At 41.7% G+C, this 19,526-nt stretch carries 28 protein-coding genes and 1 pseudogene; 21 read left to right on the forward strand and 8 right to left on the reverse strand.

The window, feature by feature from the left end; translation table 11 throughout:
- Position 1: 1 nt before the first annotated feature.
- The 4 genes from ACI1P2_RS14665 to ACI1P2_RS14680 are packed head-to-tail and all read left to right on the forward strand — an operon-like array spanning position 2 to position 2,016.
- Entirely contained in the window at positions 2–817 is an 816-nt protein-coding gene (locus ACI1P2_RS14665) for a carbohydrate ABC transporter permease (RefSeq protein ID WP_355320597.1), read from the forward strand.
- Between the two features lie 28 nt (positions 818–845).
- The gene (locus ACI1P2_RS14670) at positions 846–1,055 is read left to right on the forward strand and encodes a hypothetical protein (protein WP_355320598.1); all 210 of its coding nucleotides are present in this window, start codon (positions 846–848) and stop codon (positions 1,053–1,055) included.
- Positions 1,048–1,215, forward strand: a complete 168-nt coding sequence (locus ACI1P2_RS14675) for a hypothetical protein (RefSeq protein WP_355320599.1) — start codon at positions 1,048–1,050, stop codon at positions 1,213–1,215. Before ACI1P2_RS14670 ends, ACI1P2_RS14675 begins: the two co-directional genes overlap by 8 nt.
- A 36-nt stretch (positions 1,216–1,251) precedes the next feature.
- Entirely contained in the window at positions 1,252–2,016 is a 765-nt protein-coding gene (locus ACI1P2_RS14680; RefSeq protein WP_355320600.1) for an ROK family protein, read from the forward strand.
- 257 nt (positions 2,017–2,273) lie between these two features.
- Here ACI1P2_RS14680 and ACI1P2_RS14685 read toward each other — a convergent pair whose 3' ends face one another.
- Positions 2,274–2,516, reverse strand: a complete 243-nt coding sequence (locus ACI1P2_RS14685) for a hypothetical protein (protein ID WP_355320601.1) — start codon at positions 2,514–2,516, stop codon at positions 2,274–2,276.
- Between the two features lie 16 nt (positions 2,517–2,532).
- Complete coding sequence (locus tag ACI1P2_RS14690; RefSeq protein WP_355320602.1) at positions 2,533–2,751, reverse strand: YvrJ family protein; 219 nt, start codon at positions 2,749–2,751, stop codon at positions 2,533–2,535.
- Between the two features lie 527 nt (positions 2,752–3,278).
- Between ACI1P2_RS14690 and ACI1P2_RS14695 the strand changes: the two genes are divergently transcribed.
- The gene (locus ACI1P2_RS14695; RefSeq protein WP_355320603.1) at positions 3,279–4,016 is read left to right on the forward strand and encodes a hypothetical protein; all 738 of its coding nucleotides are present in this window, start codon (positions 3,279–3,281) and stop codon (positions 4,014–4,016) included.
- Between the two features lie 61 nt (positions 4,017–4,077).
- Here ACI1P2_RS14695 and ACI1P2_RS14700 read toward each other — a convergent pair whose 3' ends face one another.
- Together ACI1P2_RS14700 and ACI1P2_RS14705 are read right to left on the reverse strand one after the other, a co-directional pair.
- The gene (locus ACI1P2_RS14700; RefSeq protein ID WP_355320604.1) at positions 4,078–4,719 is read right to left on the reverse strand and encodes a hypothetical protein; all 642 of its coding nucleotides are present in this window, start codon (positions 4,717–4,719) and stop codon (positions 4,078–4,080) included.
- Positions 4,720–4,975: 256 nt separating this feature from the next.
- Entirely contained in the window at positions 4,976–6,052 is a 1,077-nt protein-coding gene (locus tag ACI1P2_RS14705; protein WP_355320605.1) for a copper amine oxidase N-terminal domain-containing protein, read from the reverse strand.
- Positions 6,053–6,353: 301 nt separating this feature from the next.
- On the opposite strand from ACI1P2_RS14705, the gene ACI1P2_RS14710 reads away from it, so the two are divergent.
- Entirely contained in the window at positions 6,354–6,836 is a 483-nt protein-coding gene (locus tag ACI1P2_RS14710) for a cell wall hydrolase (RefSeq protein ID WP_355320606.1), read from the forward strand.
- A gap of 636 nt (positions 6,837–7,472) precedes the next feature.
- Here ACI1P2_RS14710 and ACI1P2_RS14715 read toward each other — a convergent pair.
- Positions 7,473–8,189, reverse strand: coding sequence for a hypothetical protein (locus ACI1P2_RS14715; protein ID WP_355320607.1), 717 nt, complete (start codon positions 8,187–8,189; stop codon positions 7,473–7,475).
- 466 nt (positions 8,190–8,655) lie between these two features.
- Between ACI1P2_RS14715 and ACI1P2_RS14720 the strand changes: the two genes are divergently transcribed.
- A complete protein-coding gene (locus ACI1P2_RS14720; protein ID WP_355320608.1) occupies positions 8,656–9,030 on the forward strand; it encodes a hypothetical protein in 375 nt (124 codons plus the stop codon).
- A gap of 16 nt (positions 9,031–9,046) precedes the next feature.
- The gene (locus ACI1P2_RS14725) at positions 9,047–9,214 is read left to right on the forward strand and encodes a hypothetical protein (protein ID WP_355320609.1); all 168 of its coding nucleotides are present in this window, start codon (positions 9,047–9,049) and stop codon (positions 9,212–9,214) included.
- 4 nt (positions 9,215–9,218) lie between these two features.
- On the opposite strand, the gene ACI1P2_RS14730 is transcribed toward ACI1P2_RS14725, so the two are convergent.
- Positions 9,219–9,536, reverse strand: a complete 318-nt coding sequence (locus ACI1P2_RS14730; protein ID WP_355320610.1) for a hypothetical protein — start codon at positions 9,534–9,536, stop codon at positions 9,219–9,221.
- Positions 9,537–10,195: 659 nt separating this feature from the next.
- Here ACI1P2_RS14730 and ACI1P2_RS14735 point away from each other — a divergent pair.
- The 6 genes from ACI1P2_RS14735 (at position 10,196) to ACI1P2_RS14760 (ending at position 14,097) form a co-directional block, all read left to right on the forward strand.
- Positions 10,196–11,266 (forward strand): WXG100 family type VII secretion target, encoded by a 1,071-nt coding sequence (locus ACI1P2_RS14735; protein ID WP_355320611.1) that lies wholly within the window; start codon positions 10,196–10,198, stop codon positions 11,264–11,266.
- Positions 11,267–11,286: 20 nt separating this feature from the next.
- Positions 11,287–11,760, forward strand: coding sequence for a DUF5381 family protein (locus ACI1P2_RS14740; RefSeq protein ID WP_355320612.1), 474 nt, complete (start codon positions 11,287–11,289; stop codon positions 11,758–11,760).
- Between the two features lie 24 nt (positions 11,761–11,784).
- Positions 11,785–12,606, forward strand: a complete 822-nt coding sequence (locus ACI1P2_RS14745; protein ID WP_355320613.1) for a hypothetical protein — start codon at positions 11,785–11,787, stop codon at positions 12,604–12,606.
- A gap of 178 nt (positions 12,607–12,784) precedes the next feature.
- Positions 12,785–13,075, forward strand: coding sequence for a type II toxin-antitoxin system Phd/YefM family antitoxin (locus ACI1P2_RS14750; RefSeq protein WP_355320614.1), 291 nt, complete (start codon positions 12,785–12,787; stop codon positions 13,073–13,075).
- A gap of 28 nt (positions 13,076–13,103) precedes the next feature.
- A complete protein-coding gene (locus tag ACI1P2_RS14755) occupies positions 13,104–13,358 on the forward strand; it encodes a type II toxin-antitoxin system RelE/ParE family toxin (RefSeq protein WP_355320615.1) in 255 nt (84 codons plus the stop codon).
- 436 nt (positions 13,359–13,794) lie between these two features.
- Complete coding sequence (locus ACI1P2_RS14760; protein WP_355320616.1) at positions 13,795–14,097, forward strand: hypothetical protein; 303 nt, start codon at positions 13,795–13,797, stop codon at positions 14,095–14,097.
- A gap of 79 nt (positions 14,098–14,176) precedes the next feature.
- Here ACI1P2_RS14760 and ACI1P2_RS14765 read toward each other — a convergent pair whose 3' ends face one another.
- Positions 14,177–14,365: a hypothetical protein gene (locus ACI1P2_RS14765; protein ID WP_355320617.1), complete on the reverse strand. Its 189-nt coding sequence runs from the start codon at positions 14,363–14,365 to the stop codon at positions 14,177–14,179.
- 171 nt (positions 14,366–14,536) lie between these two features.
- On the opposite strand from ACI1P2_RS14765, the gene ACI1P2_RS14770 reads away from it, so the two are divergent.
- The 5 genes from ACI1P2_RS14770 (at position 14,537) to ACI1P2_RS14790 (ending at position 17,486) form a co-directional block, all read left to right on the forward strand.
- Positions 14,537–14,890, forward strand: coding sequence for a sigma-70 family RNA polymerase sigma factor (locus ACI1P2_RS14770; protein WP_355320618.1), 354 nt, complete (start codon positions 14,537–14,539; stop codon positions 14,888–14,890).
- 23 nt (positions 14,891–14,913) lie between these two features.
- On the forward strand, positions 14,914–15,045 hold the full coding sequence (locus ACI1P2_RS14775) for a hypothetical protein (RefSeq protein ID WP_355320722.1): 132 nt from the start codon (positions 14,914–14,916) through the stop codon (positions 15,043–15,045).
- A gap of 190 nt (positions 15,046–15,235) precedes the next feature.
- Positions 15,236–15,859: a hypothetical protein gene (locus ACI1P2_RS14780; RefSeq protein WP_355320619.1), complete on the forward strand. Its 624-nt coding sequence runs from the start codon at positions 15,236–15,238 to the stop codon at positions 15,857–15,859.
- A 197-nt stretch (positions 15,860–16,056) separates the two neighbouring features.
- Positions 16,057–16,947, forward strand: coding sequence for a copper amine oxidase N-terminal domain-containing protein (locus tag ACI1P2_RS14785; RefSeq protein ID WP_355320620.1), 891 nt, complete (start codon positions 16,057–16,059; stop codon positions 16,945–16,947).
- A 68-nt stretch (positions 16,948–17,015) separates the two neighbouring features.
- A complete protein-coding gene (locus tag ACI1P2_RS14790; RefSeq protein WP_355320621.1) occupies positions 17,016–17,486 on the forward strand; it encodes a hypothetical protein in 471 nt (156 codons plus the stop codon).
- A gap of 44 nt (positions 17,487–17,530) precedes the next feature.
- On the opposite strand, the gene ACI1P2_RS14795 is transcribed toward ACI1P2_RS14790, so the two are convergent.
- Positions 17,531–18,277, reverse strand: coding sequence for a phosphodiester glycosidase family protein (locus ACI1P2_RS14795; protein WP_355320622.1), 747 nt, complete (start codon positions 18,275–18,277; stop codon positions 17,531–17,533).
- Positions 18,278–18,639: 362 nt separating this feature from the next.
- On the opposite strand from ACI1P2_RS14795, the gene ACI1P2_RS14800 reads away from it, so the two are divergent.
- Positions 18,640–18,858 carry a helix-turn-helix domain-containing protein gene (locus tag ACI1P2_RS14800; protein WP_355320623.1) on the forward strand — a complete coding sequence of 73 codons (219 nt, stop codon included), beginning with the start codon at positions 18,640–18,642 and terminating at the stop codon, positions 18,856–18,858.
- 135 nt (positions 18,859–18,993) lie between these two features.
- Positions 18,994–19,471: pseudogene (locus tag ACI1P2_RS14805) on the forward strand (PD-(D/E)XK nuclease family transposase).
- The last annotated feature ends 55 nt before the right edge of the window (positions 19,472–19,526 follow it).

Consider the following 19,526-nt stretch of genomic DNA (forward strand, 5'->3'; position numbering starts at 1 on the left):
AATGCAAACTGCAAGAACCGGACTTTTTTATGCCGGCGTTGGAGTCATTCTGCTCTTCTTCATGACTCCGCTCATATGGCTTGTCTCAACTTCGTTCAAGAACAACCGTGATGCGTTCGCTATCCCGCCGAAATGGGTATTCACACCAACTGCCGACAATTACCGCGATGTGTTCTCGCGCTCCGATTTCTTCGCAGCGTTCGCCAATAGCCTTGTCGTTTCGGTGTTATCGACTGTCATCGTCCTCTGTTTGGCGGCATTCGCCGCCTATGCGCTCGCTTATTTTCCGATCAGGAGGAAGCCGGATATCACTACATTCATCCTGAGCTCGCGGGTGGCGCCGCCGATCCTCATGCTCATGCCGGTCTACTTCATCGTCGTCGGGATCGGACAGATTGATTCCTATGCTGTGCTGATCCTGCTCTATGTGCTTATGAATCTGCCGTTTGCCGTTTTGATGCTGCTCACCTATTTTGAGGATATCCCCTCTGAGATCCGTGAAGCGGCTTTTGTCGACGGCTGCACCGAAATGCGTACGTTCTTCACCGTCATTCTGCCGCTCGCCAGAGGCGGGCTGGCCGCCACGTTCATCCTTTCGATGGTGCTTGCGTGGAACGAGTTTCTGATTGCGCTTGTCATGACGGGCAAGGCGACCCAAACGCTGCCGGTGCTCATAACGTCGTTCATGACATTCCAGGGCACGGAATGGGGGCCGCTGTCCGCAGCCGGTACCTTTATCATGCTTCCGATGCTGATTTTCGGTCTGTTCGTACAGAAGCATCTGGTCAAGGGGATGACGATGGGAGCAGTCAAATAGAATGCCAATGAAGAGAGGAGACTTGCCAGTGCGCACAACATCTATTCTGCCTCGAAAAGGCTTGATCGTATCTGCCCAAGCGCTTGAAGGAGCGCCTTTACACGGTGAGGATGCCATGCGGAAAATGGCGGCTGCGGCGGAGTCTGCAGGTGTTATCACGCGCCCCCAGCTGATCGCCGCAAGATTCACCGCAGCGGTTCACGCCCGGCTTCAGACGGAGATGCTCCAGGATGGTTAGGCCCGAGCGGGAAAAGCAAGCGCCCGAGATCGCCATCGGGCTGGATATCGGCGGCACGAAGATCCATGCCGGGGTTATAGACCGTGACGGGACCATTTTTCACATGATTGGCTATCCGACGAAGACAGCAGATATCCCGCTGATTGAGCATATCAAGTGAATTGCTGGAGAAGCGCTGAACTGGCAGCAGCATGCCATGGCGGAAGCAAAGGTCATCGGGATCGGCATCGGAACGGCCGGACAGGTGGAGTGGCCTTCCGGTATTATCCGTTATGCCTCCGAGCTGCTTCCGAATTATACAGGCACACCCTTAAAGGAGATTATCACCAGCGCATTCGGACTGCCGGTAATTGTGGACAATGACGTAAATGTGATGGCCATCGCCGAGGCGCGGTTGGGGGCGGGCCGGAATGTTCAGCATATGATCGGGCTGACGCTTGGTACTGGCGTCGGCGGGGTGATCGTGGCGAACGGTGCCATTCTCCGCGGGAGGTGGGGCGGTGCCGGAGAGATCGGACATATGCCGGTCGACTTCAAGGGCATCCCCTGCATCTGCGGGGGCATTGGCTGCTTGGAGCAGTATGCTTCCGGTACATCCATTGCCGCCCGGTATCACGAACGAATGGCCGCATTCGGAGAAACGGCCGATACGCCGCCGGACACCCGCGAGGTGATTCGGCGCTGGATGGCGGGTGATCCGGCGGCCATGGAGGTGATGGATGATGCGTTCCGCGCACTTGGCGCCGCAATTGCGGGTTTAATGCATCTGTACAATCCCGAATTAATCGTGATCGGCGGCGGTTTGGCAGATATCGGTGAGCCTTTGCTTTCCCGTATTCGAAAGGAGGCTTATGCCAGAGCGATGCCCTCTTTCGCGGAGGGTGTGTCAATCGTGCGGGCGGCCTGCAGCAACGGCAGCGGCATGATCGGCGCGGCGCTGCAATTATGGGAATATCGTTAAGATTTCCACGGCAACTTCACGCAAATGAGAGTTATACCATTTCAAACACGTAACAAAGGAACAGCAGCCATGTCGCTTGGTTGTTTCGTGGATAGTGGAGCTTTACTTTCTATGGGGGAGCATACGAAAAAACACCTGAACCAGGAGGATCAGGTGTGAAAAAGGTGAGCCGGAGAGGTTCACAGTCACAGAGCTGCGGCAGGATGGTCAGGGTGTCAGTGCAGTTTTCCAGAGGCATATGTGGTTGCAGAGATGTTTTATTTTTCTTGACAATTACAAGAAATTTTTAGCTCTGTATGAGATCCCGTAATGGGGTCGACTTTATATTGCTTGATGTACATCATGCGTAATTCAGCTAGTTGTTTTGACAATTCAAGCCCAGACGTAAATAACATTTCTCGTTCCTGTTCTGTGACGTCTTCACAAATGCAATTAGCATAGGATGTAACAGCAACGTGTACAGCTTGAATGCTTTTAAGCAATTGTTCACGGCAGATCATATGAAGTCCTCCTTCACTAATCGATTTTTTTGTCCTGAAGATCCATTGTTTTTGGGGGAGTTTGATGAATCGTCCTGACCAGCAAGTTCATCGTTTTATCAAGCTGAGCCAATCGCTTTTCTAATCCCTCCATTTGTTTGTTGAATTTAACGAGAATGGTCTGCAGAAGAATGAGGGAAATCGCAATTGGAAATCCAACATTTCCAATTAACTGAACAGCAGCTTGTAGATCCATAAGGAGACCTCCTTTCTCAATAATATAATAACATATAACGTTACGTTACGCTATATAAAAAATAACATATATACCAAAGAAAAGCCCTCACGGTTAACCGTTTATCTTCCGGAGAAACCCAGGGCAGAACTATTGAAAATTGCTCAAGATACCGGATTATCTCAATCACAGTTGGTAGTCATGGCCACTTTAAGTTTAATAGCTAACTACAAGGGGAATGGAAACGCGATTTTTTCTGAACTGTTAGGAATTTCTTCGCAATTTAATGACAAAAGTGCTAAATAAGCAAGGGATAAAAATATTGTAGTGCGTAACGAATCGCTATTTAATATCCGTAGTTGAAAAGGAGGGGAAGTATGAAGTATAGTATCAACTTATTTGGGCTTAATGTGGACTGTGACGAGGATTCAAAACATTACATAATTTTAACTTTATAATACTTTTTTTAAACTTTTTGGATTGTTTCTTATGTATAATTAAGGTAAAATAATTATGAAAGCGGGAGGATTATCATTAAGAAACATGTATTGCTATTAGCTTCGTCTGTATTGTTGTTTAGTTTGATCGTAGGCTGCAACAGTCAGCAAAATTCAGAGCCGCCTACGCCGTCTGAAACCGATACTAACTCCAACACCTCATCTTCTAATGAACAAAATACTTCAGGGGAGATTTCTAGCGCATTTCCTAAATCAGCTCTTACAGCTTCGCTGACCATTGATTCTGTGAATGAGGACCAGTCGATTCGGGCGGAACAGCAAACGGATAAAGGAACTTTATTGATGGTCTCAAATGGCAGAGAAGAACGGGGACACTTGGTTGTATCGAGTACGTTAGGGATAGAAGGTGACCAGACTTTCCAGAGCAATTACTCGGTTATCTATAGACAAGGAGAAAAGGATAAGGTTTTGTTGGAACTACCGGCATTTTTATATGTCCAGCCAACCGATAAAAAACTGCCATTTGAGCATGTGAGCTTTAAGGATGCGGATGTTTACATCCTTACCCCTCAATACAAAACAGGGCATGGAGTAGAAGGGTATGTATTTGCAATTGATAAGCAGAGCGGGGATGCATTTCCTTTAGAAATCGTTAAAAACGAAAAAGTTCATAAAACTCTTCTCTATTCTGAAGGTGAACCGCTGCCAACTGTTGAAGAGGATACATTAATAGTTCATCCACCTGTTGGAGCAGGTACACCAGAAGAGGATGCTAAAGACATACATTACAAATTAGATTTGACGAACAAGCAATTAGTTGCCGAGTAAACAAAGAACTCTTCCAGGATATGGAGGAGTTCTTTGTTTTAATTCATGTATTGTCAAGTTGTTAGTAGAGGTTAGACAATCCATATACATTTGGATCTGTCTTTTGAATATAATGCAACGAGTTTAAGCAAGTATTATTTGAGCTTGTAATGGTCGTATCCATCCCAGAGTACCCTGCAGAAGCCCAAATGCGTTTTGTGCTGGAACTGTTAACTGCATACGTAGAGTTGGAGCAATAAGAGGTTGCAGGGCCTTTATAGCCTGTCCAATAACCTCTACTTAAAGCATTTGCTGCAGCAGCTGCTCCATCAGCGTTACCGCCATTTCCCGAATATGCATAACGAACATGAGGGTACCCTTCGATAATCAATCTTGCATAAGATCTGATACCATCAAGCATGTTCGTGAATTTCAGGCGTTTACCCGGCGTAGAGTTATTAGGGTCATATACTCCACTAGTAGCCCCACACGTAGCGTCCTGGTAAGCGAAATTGAAAGAACTCTGCAAACTTGGTACGTCCCATGAATTATGCTCAAATCCCCATTGTGCAATGACTACTGAAACGGGAAGACCATTCAGGCCGCCACTTTTTCTCCAGCTCTGATAAGATACCCATTTGGCCAGTGGAAGAAGATCATAACGGGTTCCGTTATATGTGATTGATCCGTTGACAAAATTATTGATATTAGAAGGACAAGCCATAGTAATTTCTCCTTTATTTTATAATTTGTTGCATTGCGTATCATTACGCATTATAAACAGCCAAACTGATGCAGGGATATGAGGACTATACATCGAATCCCATCGATGTGTAATTCTCTACATCAGAGGACCGTAAACCAATAATATCATATTGCGTAACGTTACGCAATATAAATAAATGATTTTATCTACATTTCCTTTTAAAGAAGCCTCCCGTCCCACAATTAAGTGGATTGGGAGGCTTCTTCACTTTGGATTAGTATTCATATCCCTCTTCAAGTTGAATGTTGCTTATTTTAAGATCTGATCCATACTGCACAACTGCAGTGAAAGCAAATTCAGCTGGTGACACTGCACCCGGTAAGATTGCATTAATTTTATTGTCTTTAACGGTGTAGCGAACAATTTGTGAAAAACTCACTTTACTATTCCATACACCTGCATCTGCTTCATTATATTCTTTTTTTAGGGTCTGATCTTTATATGTTGCCGCAACTATAACTTTTCCGTCTTCTTTAATAATACTCGTTTGAACGTTTTGTTGAACAGCATCTACAGGGTTTTCGATAGGGAGTTCAGATAAATCTTTCCCGTTTAAAACATGAATATTCTGTATGAGTACACCTGTACCCGTTCCCGAGGTAAGTATAACTACGATTTCATTCTTACCATCTTGATCAATATCAGCAAGATGAATTTCAGGATAGAAGGCAGGATTTGCTTCATTGGACCATTTAAATGTCTTTTTCATACTACTTGTAGAAACGGTCAATTGTTTAAAAACACCGTTTTGTTCAGGAGCTGCTGATGAGATGGAAACTCCATTGTTCTTGGCTAAAATACTATTACTATTGGAAGTATTTACTTCAGAAACTGCTTGATCGGTCTTTGATTGGATGGCCACTTCTTTTTTGCTGCTATCCCACTTAACATATGCACCTGTCGCCTCGCTCACAAATCTAAGATTTACATATAAAGTGTTCTTTTCAATAAAAGGAGCCTCCGAAATTGTAACGTTTTTACCATTGAGAATAGCGCTTGTTTTTCCATTCTGCATCTTTATGCTGACGTTCTCTTTTTCTCCGGTCACATTTTTCGATTTATTATCCCAGGAGATTTTTAGACCAAGCGCTTCAAAGATTGGACGGAAAGGCACCATTGTTGTTCCATTTTTTATAATTGGCAGAGCGCTGAGTTCAAGTTTCTTCCCGTCCAATAAGATTGATCCGTTCAGATAAGCCCCTGCAGCACTTCCTTTTTCCAAGTAAACACTACTTGTTAACAGAACCAACAAAGAAAAAATGCAAACTGACGAAAAAAATTTATGCTTCATGTTAAATTCCTCCTATTCTTAGAGCATCAACACTTTATGATAATTTTTCCTTCATGAACACCTCCTATTCTTGGTTTCATTCCTATATATTAGTTTATTCCATTCTACAAAGGGTATCAAATTAACGAAAAAAAAGTTACATTTTAGAATAAAAAATATATTGCGTAACGAAACGCTATATAATATAATAAAGTTGTGGATGAGTTATACAATCGAAAATGTCAGGTGAGGGATACACCCGGCAGTTTTGTTATCCTGTTGTACTTAACTTGATCCCATAAAATTAAAGGAGGAATTTTCAATGGCTGGAGCATGTTTAACGGATAGAAGTGGCTTGTCGGAATTTAACGGTTTGGATAGCGTGGATGTACTTGCACGTCTTATCTATTCTGAAGCGCAAGGAGAAACATTGGAAGGTAAGCGTGGGGTCTATCATGTAGTTGTTAATCGAAAAGCAAAAAACCTTTCGGAATTTGGCGGTAATACGACTTTGGGTATAGCGACCGCATCTGGGCAGTTTGCAGGTATGAATACAAGCAATGCACGTTGCCCTGATACAAGTTCTTCTGCTTGGAGAGATTCTTTGAGCGTAGCTCAGAATGGTGGAGCCAACCGAATTGGTAAATGTCTTTGGTTCAATACCAATTCTCTGTACCGCAATAGAACACGGCCGGCTTCTGGCGGCGGTGAAGAGTACACCTTTGATGGTGGTGCTTCATATAGGAAAGTGGTCGAAAAGGTGCCTATTGGTGGCCACACCTTTTTCCGTGTAAGTGGCTATTAATGCGCAAATTAATATATCGTAACGATACGTAGTAAAACATAATAAAATGCTTGACCTTACGAAGAACCGGCACACTGCCGGTTCTTTTAAATATTCCGGAAAAAGGACATGTATCAAATCCAAAACTCGTAACAGAAGATTTCCGGATACCAGGCTGCAGGGGAAAGCAGAAAAAACGGTCGAGGTGTATGTTCGGCCCGATCAGCAGTTGGTTGGCGGACAAGGCGTGCGGCGCGGTAGGCTCTCACCCGGAGCTGTTTACCCAGATGGGGCCCCGACCAAGGATGAATGTGAAGAAATCCGAGAGATTACCTGTATGATCTGCTGCGGCATGACTTTTGCTATACAGTTCATTTGATTTTCGGAAGTTTTAGGTGGGATTCACAAATTGTGATAGAGGTAATATAAAAGAGAAAGAAAGACTATTATGAAGGTGATCAGTGATAATGCTAATTTTACTGATATTTTGTAGCTGTATTTGCCATTGCATAATCCCTCCAAAATTGTTTTGGGAAAGAATAGAGATAGTTTGTTACAAGATGGATCCCTACTATCTGATAACAAACATTCTTTCTGTTAATATAATATAACGTTACGATACAAAATATAAAATTATTAAAAAAGCCTGAAGTCTTTTTATTGAACTAATTGCAACTTATTATTTTGGAATTTCCACTCTGTCAGTTCGTTATTTGTTTTTTGCACTTGAAATGTGTTGGTTTCAGGGTTGTAAGTAACCATTTGAGCTTTCATGAGTTCATTCAAGTTACTCGCTACTATTTTATTTTCTTGAAGCTTATAAATCGTTGTTGTAGCAGCTGTGCCGACAGTAGCCACAATTTCTTTAATTCCATCTTCATCCACATCGGCTTCAACTGTATGAGCATCGATACACAGAGTGGATGGAGGAGGTGAATCTAGAAGAACATAATAAGTAACTGGACTGTTAGCACCAGTGGCCCCTATTATTTTGATGTAGGTTTTACCTAGGACATGAACCTCCTCAATTGGAAAATCCCTCATATCTCCGTAACCAATTTCGCCTATACCATAGGCAGTCGATCCTTTAATTAGGGAAGCGAAAATTTGATTGTCGATTGTACGGGATTGATATATTGCGATTTCTGCATTATCTATTTTTTTATTCTCGATCACTTTTTCTTTTTCTGGATTTTTAACTTTTTGTAGAGGTATAGAGTTTATAGTCTGGTTATAAGTTACGTCAATGGAATGTGCCTTTGGTACATCTGTGCTTCGACCTTCTTTTGTTGCAGTTACAGGCAGGCTTTCCGTTGGATTTCCACATCCCGTTACGGTATAAAGTAAAGCAAGAGATAAAGCAATTTTTTTCAATTTATACAACTCCTTAGAATTATTTTGTTATTTATTGTCTCATTTAAAAGGTGATAAAAGGTATATAAAGGATTACAACTTATAAACGTTATGTTTACCATTTTGATTGAAAATTATAAAAATGCGACTAGGGATGATACCATTAGAGGCTCACGCTCGTTGGAACGAAAGTAAGTAGTTGATTATCCAGAAAATTCACCACTAGTGCTTCGGGATGCTTTCAGATCGGTGTAGATATGAACGAGTTAACAAAAAGATTCAGGCGAAGTCGATGTCGTGGAAAAGCTTTTGTTTTAAGTACGATAAGAATCACTGTAAAGAAGGGCATATTTATAAAGGTTATGTATTATGTTCGATTTGAAGATACATTAAAATTAAAATCAAAACAATATAGTATTGCGTGACAATACGAAACAAAGTATATTATAAGTAACGAAATTGAAACCTTATTAAGGGAGCGAAATCAGTGAAGTATAACATTAACTTGTTTGGAAATCACTTTGATTGTGAACTGAAAGTTGATAATGATAAGTTAAGAATCGAACTAAATGAAGAAAATCAAAAAGCTTTAAAATCTTACTTATCCCGAGTGCTCCTTAAGTACACTGAAGTAAGTAAAGAAGACAGAGAGTCACTAGAGATCATGGTTGGCAAAGCGATTCAAGTGGAGAAAAACATAGCGGGAAGAATGTCTGAACCCAAGTTAAAACTCCCATATGAGTTTGCACCGGAAGTTAAGGAAAAACTGATAGAGTGCGCAGATATTCAAGAGACATCTGCGACTCAATTGCTTATACGCCTCATTGATCAAAAATATCAGCAGGTTATGGAAGGTAAATAAAGGGAGGAATTACTATATGGCTTACGGAAATAAAGTGAAATTCCATTATGACGTTCCAGCATATATTAAGAAAGAACTGGCTGAGGCTGCAAAAAAATTAGGGATGACAGCAACAGAGTTATTGACCAGAATAATTGAAGAAGAATACGAACGTGTTAAAGGGAAAAATAAGGACTCTAAGTAAGTCCTTATTTTTTGTTTGTGATCAAAAGTGAGAAAAAGCTATGTAAGTGTAAAGCTTCTAAGTTGGAAAAAGAATAAAATCGATACGTGTCATGTCTTTGTTCAATCTGATCCATAAAGAAAACATACATGTTCCAATAGTTCTCTCTTGAGTTAGTAGTTACAAGAAATATACTAAACAAACAATCATCATTATTAATCTTAAAGGTTATTTGAGATTCTTTTTCTTCAGTTGCTAAAATTTCCTGAATGTGAGATTTGAGCTTGCACTCAGGAATTTGACTAAGAACAGAAAAACTATCAGTAATGGATGTTTGGTTCATGCTTCGCACAACCCCCTTGTTTTTCCGTACCACATTTCAATGCGGTTAAAATTAGTTTCAACCACACCATTGAATCCGTAATATATTATATGTCATTTGTGGTTTAACTATATATCTTAACGTAAAATATAATAGAAAGGTTTCGTATAATTGGAATACTTTACAAGACGACGGGACAGATAATACATTTCGTAAGATTCCCATTTATTTAAAGTCATCACCCCTTATGAAAGAATAAATGAAAATCAAAATACAAAAAAGGAATATATATCCTAAGTCAATTTTATTACAATACGTCCCCTAACGCAATATAATTTTTGTGTTATGATAGAATATCTAAAAAAGTACAATACTAGATTTATTACCTCCAAAGTTTTTAATAGAGCTGATGGTGATCGAGATAAATCCTACTCCCCCCAACGATCGTGATTTGATCAGCTCACTATATGAAGAGATTTGAGCCCCTAGTTTTACAACCACTTTCGAAAATTATTTCAATGCACTTGCTGGTCTCGTCCTTTTGCTATTACAGACCAATATGAATAGTCCCAGGGAACTAAGATTTTTTTCGTGTTCTGTTACTTGATGCTTTTGCTAATATTGGAGACCTTTACTACAATTAATTACAGTTAATCTGTCTAATCGTTGAGGTGAATACCATGGGCAAAATATTGGTTCCCCCGGAAAGACTGGTGGAGATCTCCCAGCAGTTCGCTCAAGCCAGGGAGACAGGGGCGCAAATTTGCAGCCATCTTACCCAGCAGATTCAATTTCTTGAAAGCGGGTGGGCGGGTACAACACAGCAAAGGTTCTATCACAACTTTCAGCAGGCCCGTCAGCAAATGGATCACTTTACAGCTGCAATGGGCTCAGTAAGCACCCAGCTATATACGATTGCCCAACGCTTCACGGAAGCGGATGCCAGCAACGAAATGGATATGAATTCCGTTAAGCTTGCTTCCTCCGCAAGCAGCCTGTCTTCCGGGAGCTCGGACAATCCGTTGGATCAAGCGCAAAATTGGTTAAATGACTCGCTGGGAGTAAGAGATAATTTGGAAAAATGGGGCACGCTCCTCTACAGCTCTGTAGGCGCTTCTTTGGTGTTGTCCAAAACGGTCCGGTTCAGAGTGGATCCCAGAGACCCGACTCGAACCAAAATTCATAATGCGCCATGGGTTAAAGGGAAGGGCAACAATGCGTTCTTGAATAATCTGGCAAAAGGCATCAATCGCCAGATGGCTAAGCCGGGCATCATCATGAAAGGGCTGAAGGGTTTTGATGCGGTAGCCAGCAAATTTGGTCTCAATTACGGTCTGGGACTCAGCCAAGCCAAGAACTTTCCGCAATGGACAAGACAGGTGATTGCCGGTGTGGAAAAGGGCAGGTACGGGATCACTACCAGCAAAATTCCCGGTATGATCGCCAAGAAGATTTTCCCGCTTAATGCAACTTTTAATGTGATCGGTGAAGGTTCCTCGCTTGTTAGCAAATATTGTGAAGGCAAGCTTAACGGGGAAGAAGTGGCCGTGGCGGCATCCAATGTTGTTGTGAAAACAGCGGTGACCTATGGCGGGGCTGTTGCCGGAGGAGCTGTAGGTGCGATGATCGGCGGTCCGGTTGGTGCTGCTGTGGGCTCCTATGTAGGCGGAACGGTAGGGGCTTTTGTAGGTGACGGCGCAGCCAAGGTTGTTGAGAAGGGAGTTCGCTGGATCAGCGGGCTGTTTAAATAAATTTGGGAAGGCGCTTAAAGATGAACACGATATCTTATCGAAAGTCCGTGGCCTGGGGCAAAGCCCTTGGCAGCTTATTGTTTGTTCTGGCTTGTCTTTTTCTGCTGTATGCAGCTTTTTTCATGGATACGACCTGGCTTCGTAAATTTTTTTGCATTACAGCCGCAATTATAGGGATTCCGTTTTTTGGAGGATATTTGGTTGTCTGCTTGTCAAGAGCACTTCAATCGAATACACAGCTGCTTGCCTATGATCAAAATTCCATCTCAGATGGCACGCGCACAGTGGAGTGGTCGGAGATTTCGAAAATAAGCTACAATGGTGCTTCCATTCGGAAGTGGCTGCTTCCTCAGTTTCCTGAGCTGATTTTTCACTTGAAGAACAGGGAGACCTGGACAGTGAATACGTATTATTTGCTGACGGATACCGAAATCCAGTCAGTCATGAAGCTTTTGCGCGGACTGATCAGCCGTGGCGGGAAAGAATCGAAATAGATCTACGTTGGAGGATTTGCTTACATGAGCAATCATACCTATATATTTTCATTGGAAGAACTGGGGTACGCCTTGGCCGTTCATCAAGGGGAAGAAATGGCGGCTGGACTGATGAAGGCTTTTTATGGGGATTTGCCTGAAGAAAGCTGGCAGCTGCTTTTCCAGGCGGCCACTCACAGCTTGATATCCAAAGGTTTTATTGAGTCCATTCGCGAGGCGGACGGAGAAGTCACATTTATTCCCGCGATTGCGGAAATCATCCGGCATTTGTTAAGCAGCAGTTACATGCTGAGAGGGGTAACGGATCGGGGTTCAGCTAAAATTTTGTCCATCCACGTCCAGCAGCAGCGATACTTATATCACCTGTCTGATCGCAATACGGTTCACTTCTTCACCTGGACTGAACCGGAGGATTGGGAAGAGGAGCTTGTTCGTTTTTATGGAGTTGAGAACTCAGGGGCTGCGCCTGTAGCTTCACCCGAAGCCAGGGTCGTGATTACTGAAGAATTATGGAACCAATTGACGGAGCCGGATCATGTCTCTGTGTCTGTACCCTCTCTTTGTGCTGATCTTTCACCAGACGAGCAAAATTTGATAGCTAAATGGCAGCAGGCTTTTCAAGCAAATGCCGGCAGCATGGATAATCTGAGCACGATAAGAATAGCCCATGGGGATCAGACAATGATAGAGAATATTTTGTTTCTTCTTCCTTCCGATGAAGGTGTCTGGGTTATTCGCAACCAGGAAAAGGACAGGAATACTGAGCCGCAGATTTGTATCGAGCTGCAATCTTTCTCAGTGTGCAGAAAGACGCTAGGAGCCTTTGCTGCAAGCCTGGTTGGATGAATCGGTAAAAGCAATACAGGGGGCGATTCTCATTCGCCCCTAATTCACCGTCGTGGCTGCTCCGCAAAGCTGACCAAACCGAGGGCAAACCAAACGAGGGAACGCAGAAGTGTATTGAATACATAGCACTAAATAGGTATTATAAGAACAAAATAGAGCGATGCAAGGAGTGGGCAGGATGCTAATTAAGCCGTCGGCCTGTATTCGGCAAAACTATAATGAAATCGCTGATTTATGTAAAACTTCCGGGGAGCCGGTTTATTTGACCAAAAACGGTAAAGGAGACCTCGTAGTAATGGACATCGAAGCATTCTCCCGCCGCGAGAAGATGCTGAAGCTGCGTGAAGAGTTGCTGGCCGTTCAAGAGGATCGCTTGGCGGGGCGCACTGGTATAACGCTGGACGAACTGGATACGTATTTGAATAGCATTATTGATGAGGTCCAACATGGGAAAGACACCTCATTATAAGGTAATCGTTGCCGACTGAGCCTACTAAATGTTTGCGAGTCATATACATTTTCTTGCCGAGAAGAGTCCTGAAGCCGCGCGCACCACGAAGAATGAATTACTTCAGGCGATAGGTTCATTGGCACGATTGCTGGAACGTTACCCTTTTTTAGATGCGGAGTATATACTTCCAGCCAAGTATCACAAGATGTTTGTGGAGAAGTGGTATCTGGTGTGGTATCAGATTCAAGATGAGCTGGTGTACGTGGATCACTTTGTAGATTGCAGACAAGATGATCGCTGACTGGTACGATAACAATTCCATAGATCGGAAGAAGGCGCTGAATGAATCGGCGTCTATTTTGCTATTCCATCATCAATATATTCTATTTGCATGTCAACGGCTCCTATAAAGCGGGGGCTTTCTCAGCTCGATAGCGATTTTTTCTTGTCCTGTATGGTAAACAACATTGTTGTCTTTGCATTTCAAGAGCTCTTTAGTAGCTTCAGCAGGGTCCTGAATTGCTCGGATAAGAGCAACCTCGTCAACATGTTGAATGTTATTTTCAATATGGGAGTCAAGGATTTCGAGCAGGACGTATTGATCGGGATAAATCGAACGAACCTCTTGCTATGTACAAACTGCCCTAAAGACTGAACAACCAGCTACAGAAAACGAGCAGGAAGCCCCGAAGCTTGAAGAAGGCATTTTCATCAAATGGGAGGACATAAATAATCCCTTGTTTAACGAAGAAATTAAAAATGAGCTGCAACAAGCATTACAGGCATTGCTAGACAAGGATAAAGAATCGTTTAAACAAGCGTTTATAGACGAACAAAGCGCACAAGCAAATTTGGATCGGATAGGGCCGAATTACAGGTTTGAAAAAGTTGATGATTTCGAGAAAGACAAGGGGTCTGGGAGAATATCTATGATTGTTCAGGGAAAATGGTTACATAATGGGCAGGTTGGTAAGGTTCATAATATTTACTATTTCCTGCAGAACAAGCAAGGGGAATGGAAGCTGGGAACAATTGATTAGTGGAATTAAGTGCTTACCGGATAGTTAATTGAATTGTAAAACGAAACGACCCGTTACCGATTGGCAACGGGCTTTTAATTCATTTGCTCTCATTCATCCCGCTAACAGACTCGATCCCGCTTATTACCTTAGTCAGGTTATTAAGTGATTCATCCAGCTTATCCAGCTTCTCGCCAATGGTATCCAGAACGTAGCGAAGCAGAATGAAACATAATGCGACCGGAAACCCTACATTTGCCACCAATGAAACCACCTCTTCAATTTCCATTTCTCTCCCTCCTCTCTTCATGGTTTATATAAGTAATGGAAAATAATCAGTTCATAAAACAACCGAAAAATATAAAAATATGATATAATATAAGAACAAATGTTCGAAATATTTTTGGGTAAGGTTGTAAAATCTATTCCGCCATTTCCTTATATAATGAGGAGGGATATTATGGAGGAATTACCCTTAGTAGAACAATATCGAAAAGAACTGTATCGCATTGGTTGGAGGATTCAGTACAGGGCAAGAGTGATTTCGAATCGGGAAATTGTAAAAGAAGAGAGGGAATTTTATACAACTTCATTTACGGACGGGGTAGACAACGAACTGTACATTGAAGACTTAATTAATTCGTTGCCATCAACGACAGGCAAGACGATCATCTACGAACTCTACATAAATGATAAAACTGAAGCTCAGGTTGCCAGAGAATTGAACATGACACAACAGGCGGTGAGTAAATGGAAAAAGAAAATGCTCAAACATTTATCTCAGACACAGAGTTTAACGAGCTCCTCCATCTAGCCAAAGAAGGAAATAAAGAAGCCATGTTCAACATACTCTCAATATTTGAGAAAGATATTCTCCATGTTAGCAAGTACATTCGGATGTCGCGTGAAGATGCGATTCAATGCATTCTTACAGATTTTATTGAATTATTAAAAAATAAGGGCATTTAAAAAATCTCCTGCTTTAAGGAGATTTTTTTGTTTTTGATATATTCCCCCGATAAATTACACTCCCTCAATAGTTAAAGCATGAAAAAGAAAATTAAAAAAAGTGGGTATTCGGTTGTTAAGTTCATTTAAAAAACACCTACATAGATGAGAGGCGGTTAGCGCTAACATAAAGCTTTCTCAAAAAAATAAAATGGGAGTGGATATTTATATGAGGCATGGTGCTATTGTTACAGAGACGACTTCTGCAAGTTATACGGGTGTTTCTACAAAACTAAAGTTGCCAAGTCAGGTTAACTATGTTAATGGTTATGTTGACTGGTACCTAGGAATTGGCAAAACGAATATTGAAGGAGGAATATCTTACTCGTCTGATGGATTTAAGGTCTTTATCAATGGGGTTGAAGGGGCAGAAAAAGGGCAGAGATCGTTCCCGGTATCATCCCTGGCCAAAGGGCAAACGGTAGATTTAAAACTTATTTATGATCACTCCACTAAAAGAGCAACTTTATATTTAAACGGTTCTCCACTTTCTTGGACGAACAATGTACCCGTCAAGCTTCTTTCCGGTTTAAACACATACAATACAGTTAAAATGGTTCATGGTGTCCAAGATGAAGGCGGTTCTTCTTTCAGTCAGGCCAGCTTTTCCGAAACTCAATTACGGATGAACACAAGTGGGTCTACTTATAAGACCTGGACAAGTTCGCTTTCAAAAACGGCACCTAGGGTCGTAAGTCCAGGAACTTCGGATAGCGCAGATCAATTTACTGTTTACTCCAATGCTCCTCTTAGTACGAAATTAGATCCTAAATAAATACTACAAGATAAGAGCCCTTTAATTTGATATACTCCCCATACGGTATACAGGTAGATTAATAGACTTGTAACTGTATGGGGAGCCTTTTTATTTATAAGAAGAATACGGTTTGAACCAAAAAACCATAATTGAGTAACTTTCCAAAAATTTGTGCGTCTATATTGATATATAGAATTTTATGGAGGTAGCAAAAGATGAAAATTTTGAAGGTATCTTGCTTATCAGTTCTAGGTTTTGCTTTAGGTCTTGGATCTGTGCAGGCGGACGCATCTTCCATTAAAGTTGTTGTCAACAATACTACAACTTTGTCTGATGAGGCTTATATTTCAAATGGTGCTACCATGGTTCCTTTAAAAACAGTTCAAACCTTGCCTGGCATTACTATTACTTGGGATAACAAAACAAAGACGGTGAAGATGATTAGAGACGGTCAAAAGATCACTCTAAAGGTTGGACAAAAGGATGCTACGATAGGTTCGAAAAAAGTAACACTACCCGTGGCTTCGACCTTAAAAAATGGGCGGGTCATGGTACCCTTGAGGTTTATCTCTGATTCATCTGGTGCATATGTTTCTTGGAATTCCAAGTCACAAACTGCCTATGTTGCTAAAGCAAGTGAAGAATTACAGAAAAAGTATTCGTCTAACAATATTGCTGCATCACGTGGAGCGGCAATTGACCTTCCCCAAATCAGCAATCTAAAAGAGTTTATTCCTGAAGGGGTTGAAAACTTGAATACGAATTTCTATTTCCCTGAAGGCAAATTTGATTCTTTTTTTATTACAGAGATGGATGTTATTTCTTACTACAAAATAAATAATGACCGTAGAGAATTGGTATGGACCGCTCGTTTTAATCCAAATGTAGAGGATCATAGCGGATTATTCTTTTTGCCTTACAAAATTATAGAGCAAGATGGTAAAATGCCTTCAATTCAAGGTCGTGTTGCCCATTTTGACTTTATGGCTGCCATTGCCGAGTTTAGATACGAAATGATCGAATCTAATGGGCAGAGTACTGAATTAGGCCAAAAACCTGTTGATCCAAGAAACTACTTTATTGAGATACCTGAAGAAAGAATCTAAACAGCAAATTTTTGGATTTGTTTCCGTCTATTCTAATGTAAGTATCTTTTAAATAAGGGGAGTTGGAAATGTTCAGAAGAGGGAGCGCTTTGTTGGCTAACTGTCTCATTGTTACCGCTGTTCTCTTGGCAAGCTGCGGTGAAAGTGAAAAAGGAACTGATTCCGCCCAGTCGCCGAACCCAAAAGTTGATCTAACTGAAAATTCTAATGAGCAAGTCAATGAAGAGCAACAAATTTATATTGATGAGTCTAAATATGAAGGCGATGAGTTGGAGCTTGTTAAACTAATTAACTCATCTACCAAGTACAGAAATGAAGGGAATGAAGAAGAATACTTGAAATTGTTTGATTCAGCAACTATTACATCCCTACCTTCAGAAAAAATTTCTAGTATTCAAGTTGATAACATTAACTTTATATCCGAAGACGTTGGTAGTGTCCGAACTACAATTCAATACGAAACTTCCGCCGAACCAAGTATATTTACCTACACGTTAAATAAAAAAGATAGGAAATGGTTTATCACTGACATAGATTAATAAAGAGAGAAGCGCCCTCCAAGGGACGCTTCTTTTACCACATATTATACCCAATCTGTTGCTTCTACAGCGACCATAGTGTATACAATCCGATTCGAACCACTAGGGTCATAGAGGGTAGGAACGGGATTACCGTTCCGGATTACTGCATATTTCATTTGAGAGGAACCACCACCGTCAAGCATGATAGCCAAGTTACAACCACGATTGATCATGAATTGACGTACTTGATAGGCGTTTTCCGACTGAAATACTGCTAACCAGACTTTGGACCCGTCCCAACCGATAGCTGTACGAGGACGATTTACCTTCGGTTCGAATCGATAGGCGTTTTGTGTGTTGGCTTTTGCAGGAGTACATGAAGAAGCATCACCGTTTCCGTTAATTGCATCGTAAAAAGCACTCTCACTGTATGTTACATTCGGAAATAAACTATATCCACCAATGGCCCATTTGATATTGCTTAGACTGGCATCAGTATAGCTAGTAACTACACCTGTAGTGATACCGGTACCGCCATTGTAGCAATACATAGTTCCTCGTTTTGTAGCAACACTACAAGGGCCCGAGTTGGTGTGACCATTAGTACGCAAAGCTGATCCATTCTGCATCGCAATCCCAGTCAATTGACCATTTGCCGTATTGAAAAATGTCCCGTTAACCCCAAACCTCGCTTGATCAACTACAGATGAAGAGCCGATATTACGAAGAACAATAGCTCCCAGGTCTGCTTTGATTGTATGAACTACTTTTCCATTATGCGAATACTGAATATGTTGAGCAACTGTCATATTAAATCCCTCCAATTATTAGTTTGTGAAGCTCGAATTTGGCGGCCGCTGTATCGTTCTTCATTTGTGTAGGCAATTTCTCGGTTAATTTAACAACCTTTTCTCCAACATTTTTTTAGGCCTTATTTCTATTAGTCCGAGGATAATAGTAGCTTTCTGGATTCGTTTGTAATTCGCATCAGCAACAAGAAAAAAGGAAGGGGACAGCTTTTATACCCCTTCCTTTTCAAAATTAAATACGTGAATATAAAAGAGAACGCCGTTTCAACCCAGCGTTCTCTTTTATACATTCTCTACATAAATGATAAAACTGAAGCTCAGGTTGCCAGAGAATTGAACATGACACAACAGGCGGTGAGTATATGGAAAAAGAAAATGCTCAAACATTTATCTCAGACACAGAGTTTAACGAGCTCCTCCATCTAGCCAAAGAAGGAAGCAAAGAAGCCATGTTCAACATACTCTCAATATTTGAGCAAGATATTCTCCGCGTTAGCAAGTACATTCGGATGTCGCGTGAAGATGTGATTCAATGCATTCTTACAGATTTTATTGAATTATTAAAAAATGAGGACATTTAAGCTATCCCTTTCACAGTTTTATGAAGTACTGCAGGGATGTTTTTTGAATACATTTGGCTTCAATCTATCCGGCTGTTCATCAAACGACATGGAAATGCTATACTTAAAGAGGTAAAGGAATGGAGTGATGTTCCGATGCATGAGTTGCTTGATCCTCGTGTAGATATAATCTTCAAGCGTATCTTCGGCAGTGAGCATAACAAGGACGTGCTGCTGGCATTTCTGAACAGTACGTTCCGAGAGGCCGGGGAATCGCCATTGACGGAGATTGTGTTGCTTAATCCGTATACGGAGGCTGATAGCCCCGAACTGGTTGCTATTTTTGAAGGGTGTGGACAAATCCAGTTGGGAGGTGCTGACGATGAAGGAGCCGATGCTGAAAAAGGCGATGGATACATTGGAGTTTTTGAGCCAGGATGCGGCAGCACGCATGGCCTATGATGCCCGGATGAAGGCGCTTAGTGATGAAAAGTCGCGTATAGAAGGTGCAAAAGCAGAAGCAACTGCAGAAATTGCTGCCAGGCTTTTAAACATGGGCGTAGACCTGAAAACCATTGCGGACGCAACAGGGATGTCTGTAGAAGAAATCAAGGCGCTGCAAACCATCAACTAAGAAGATGTACTGTTATCCATTGAAAAATAGTAAACCCTCGACAGCCGAAAGGCTG

Source organism: Paenibacillus jiangxiensis (assembly GCF_046098255.1).
GTDB lineage: Bacteria > Bacillota > Bacilli > Paenibacillales > Paenibacillaceae > Paenibacillus > Paenibacillus jiagnxiensis.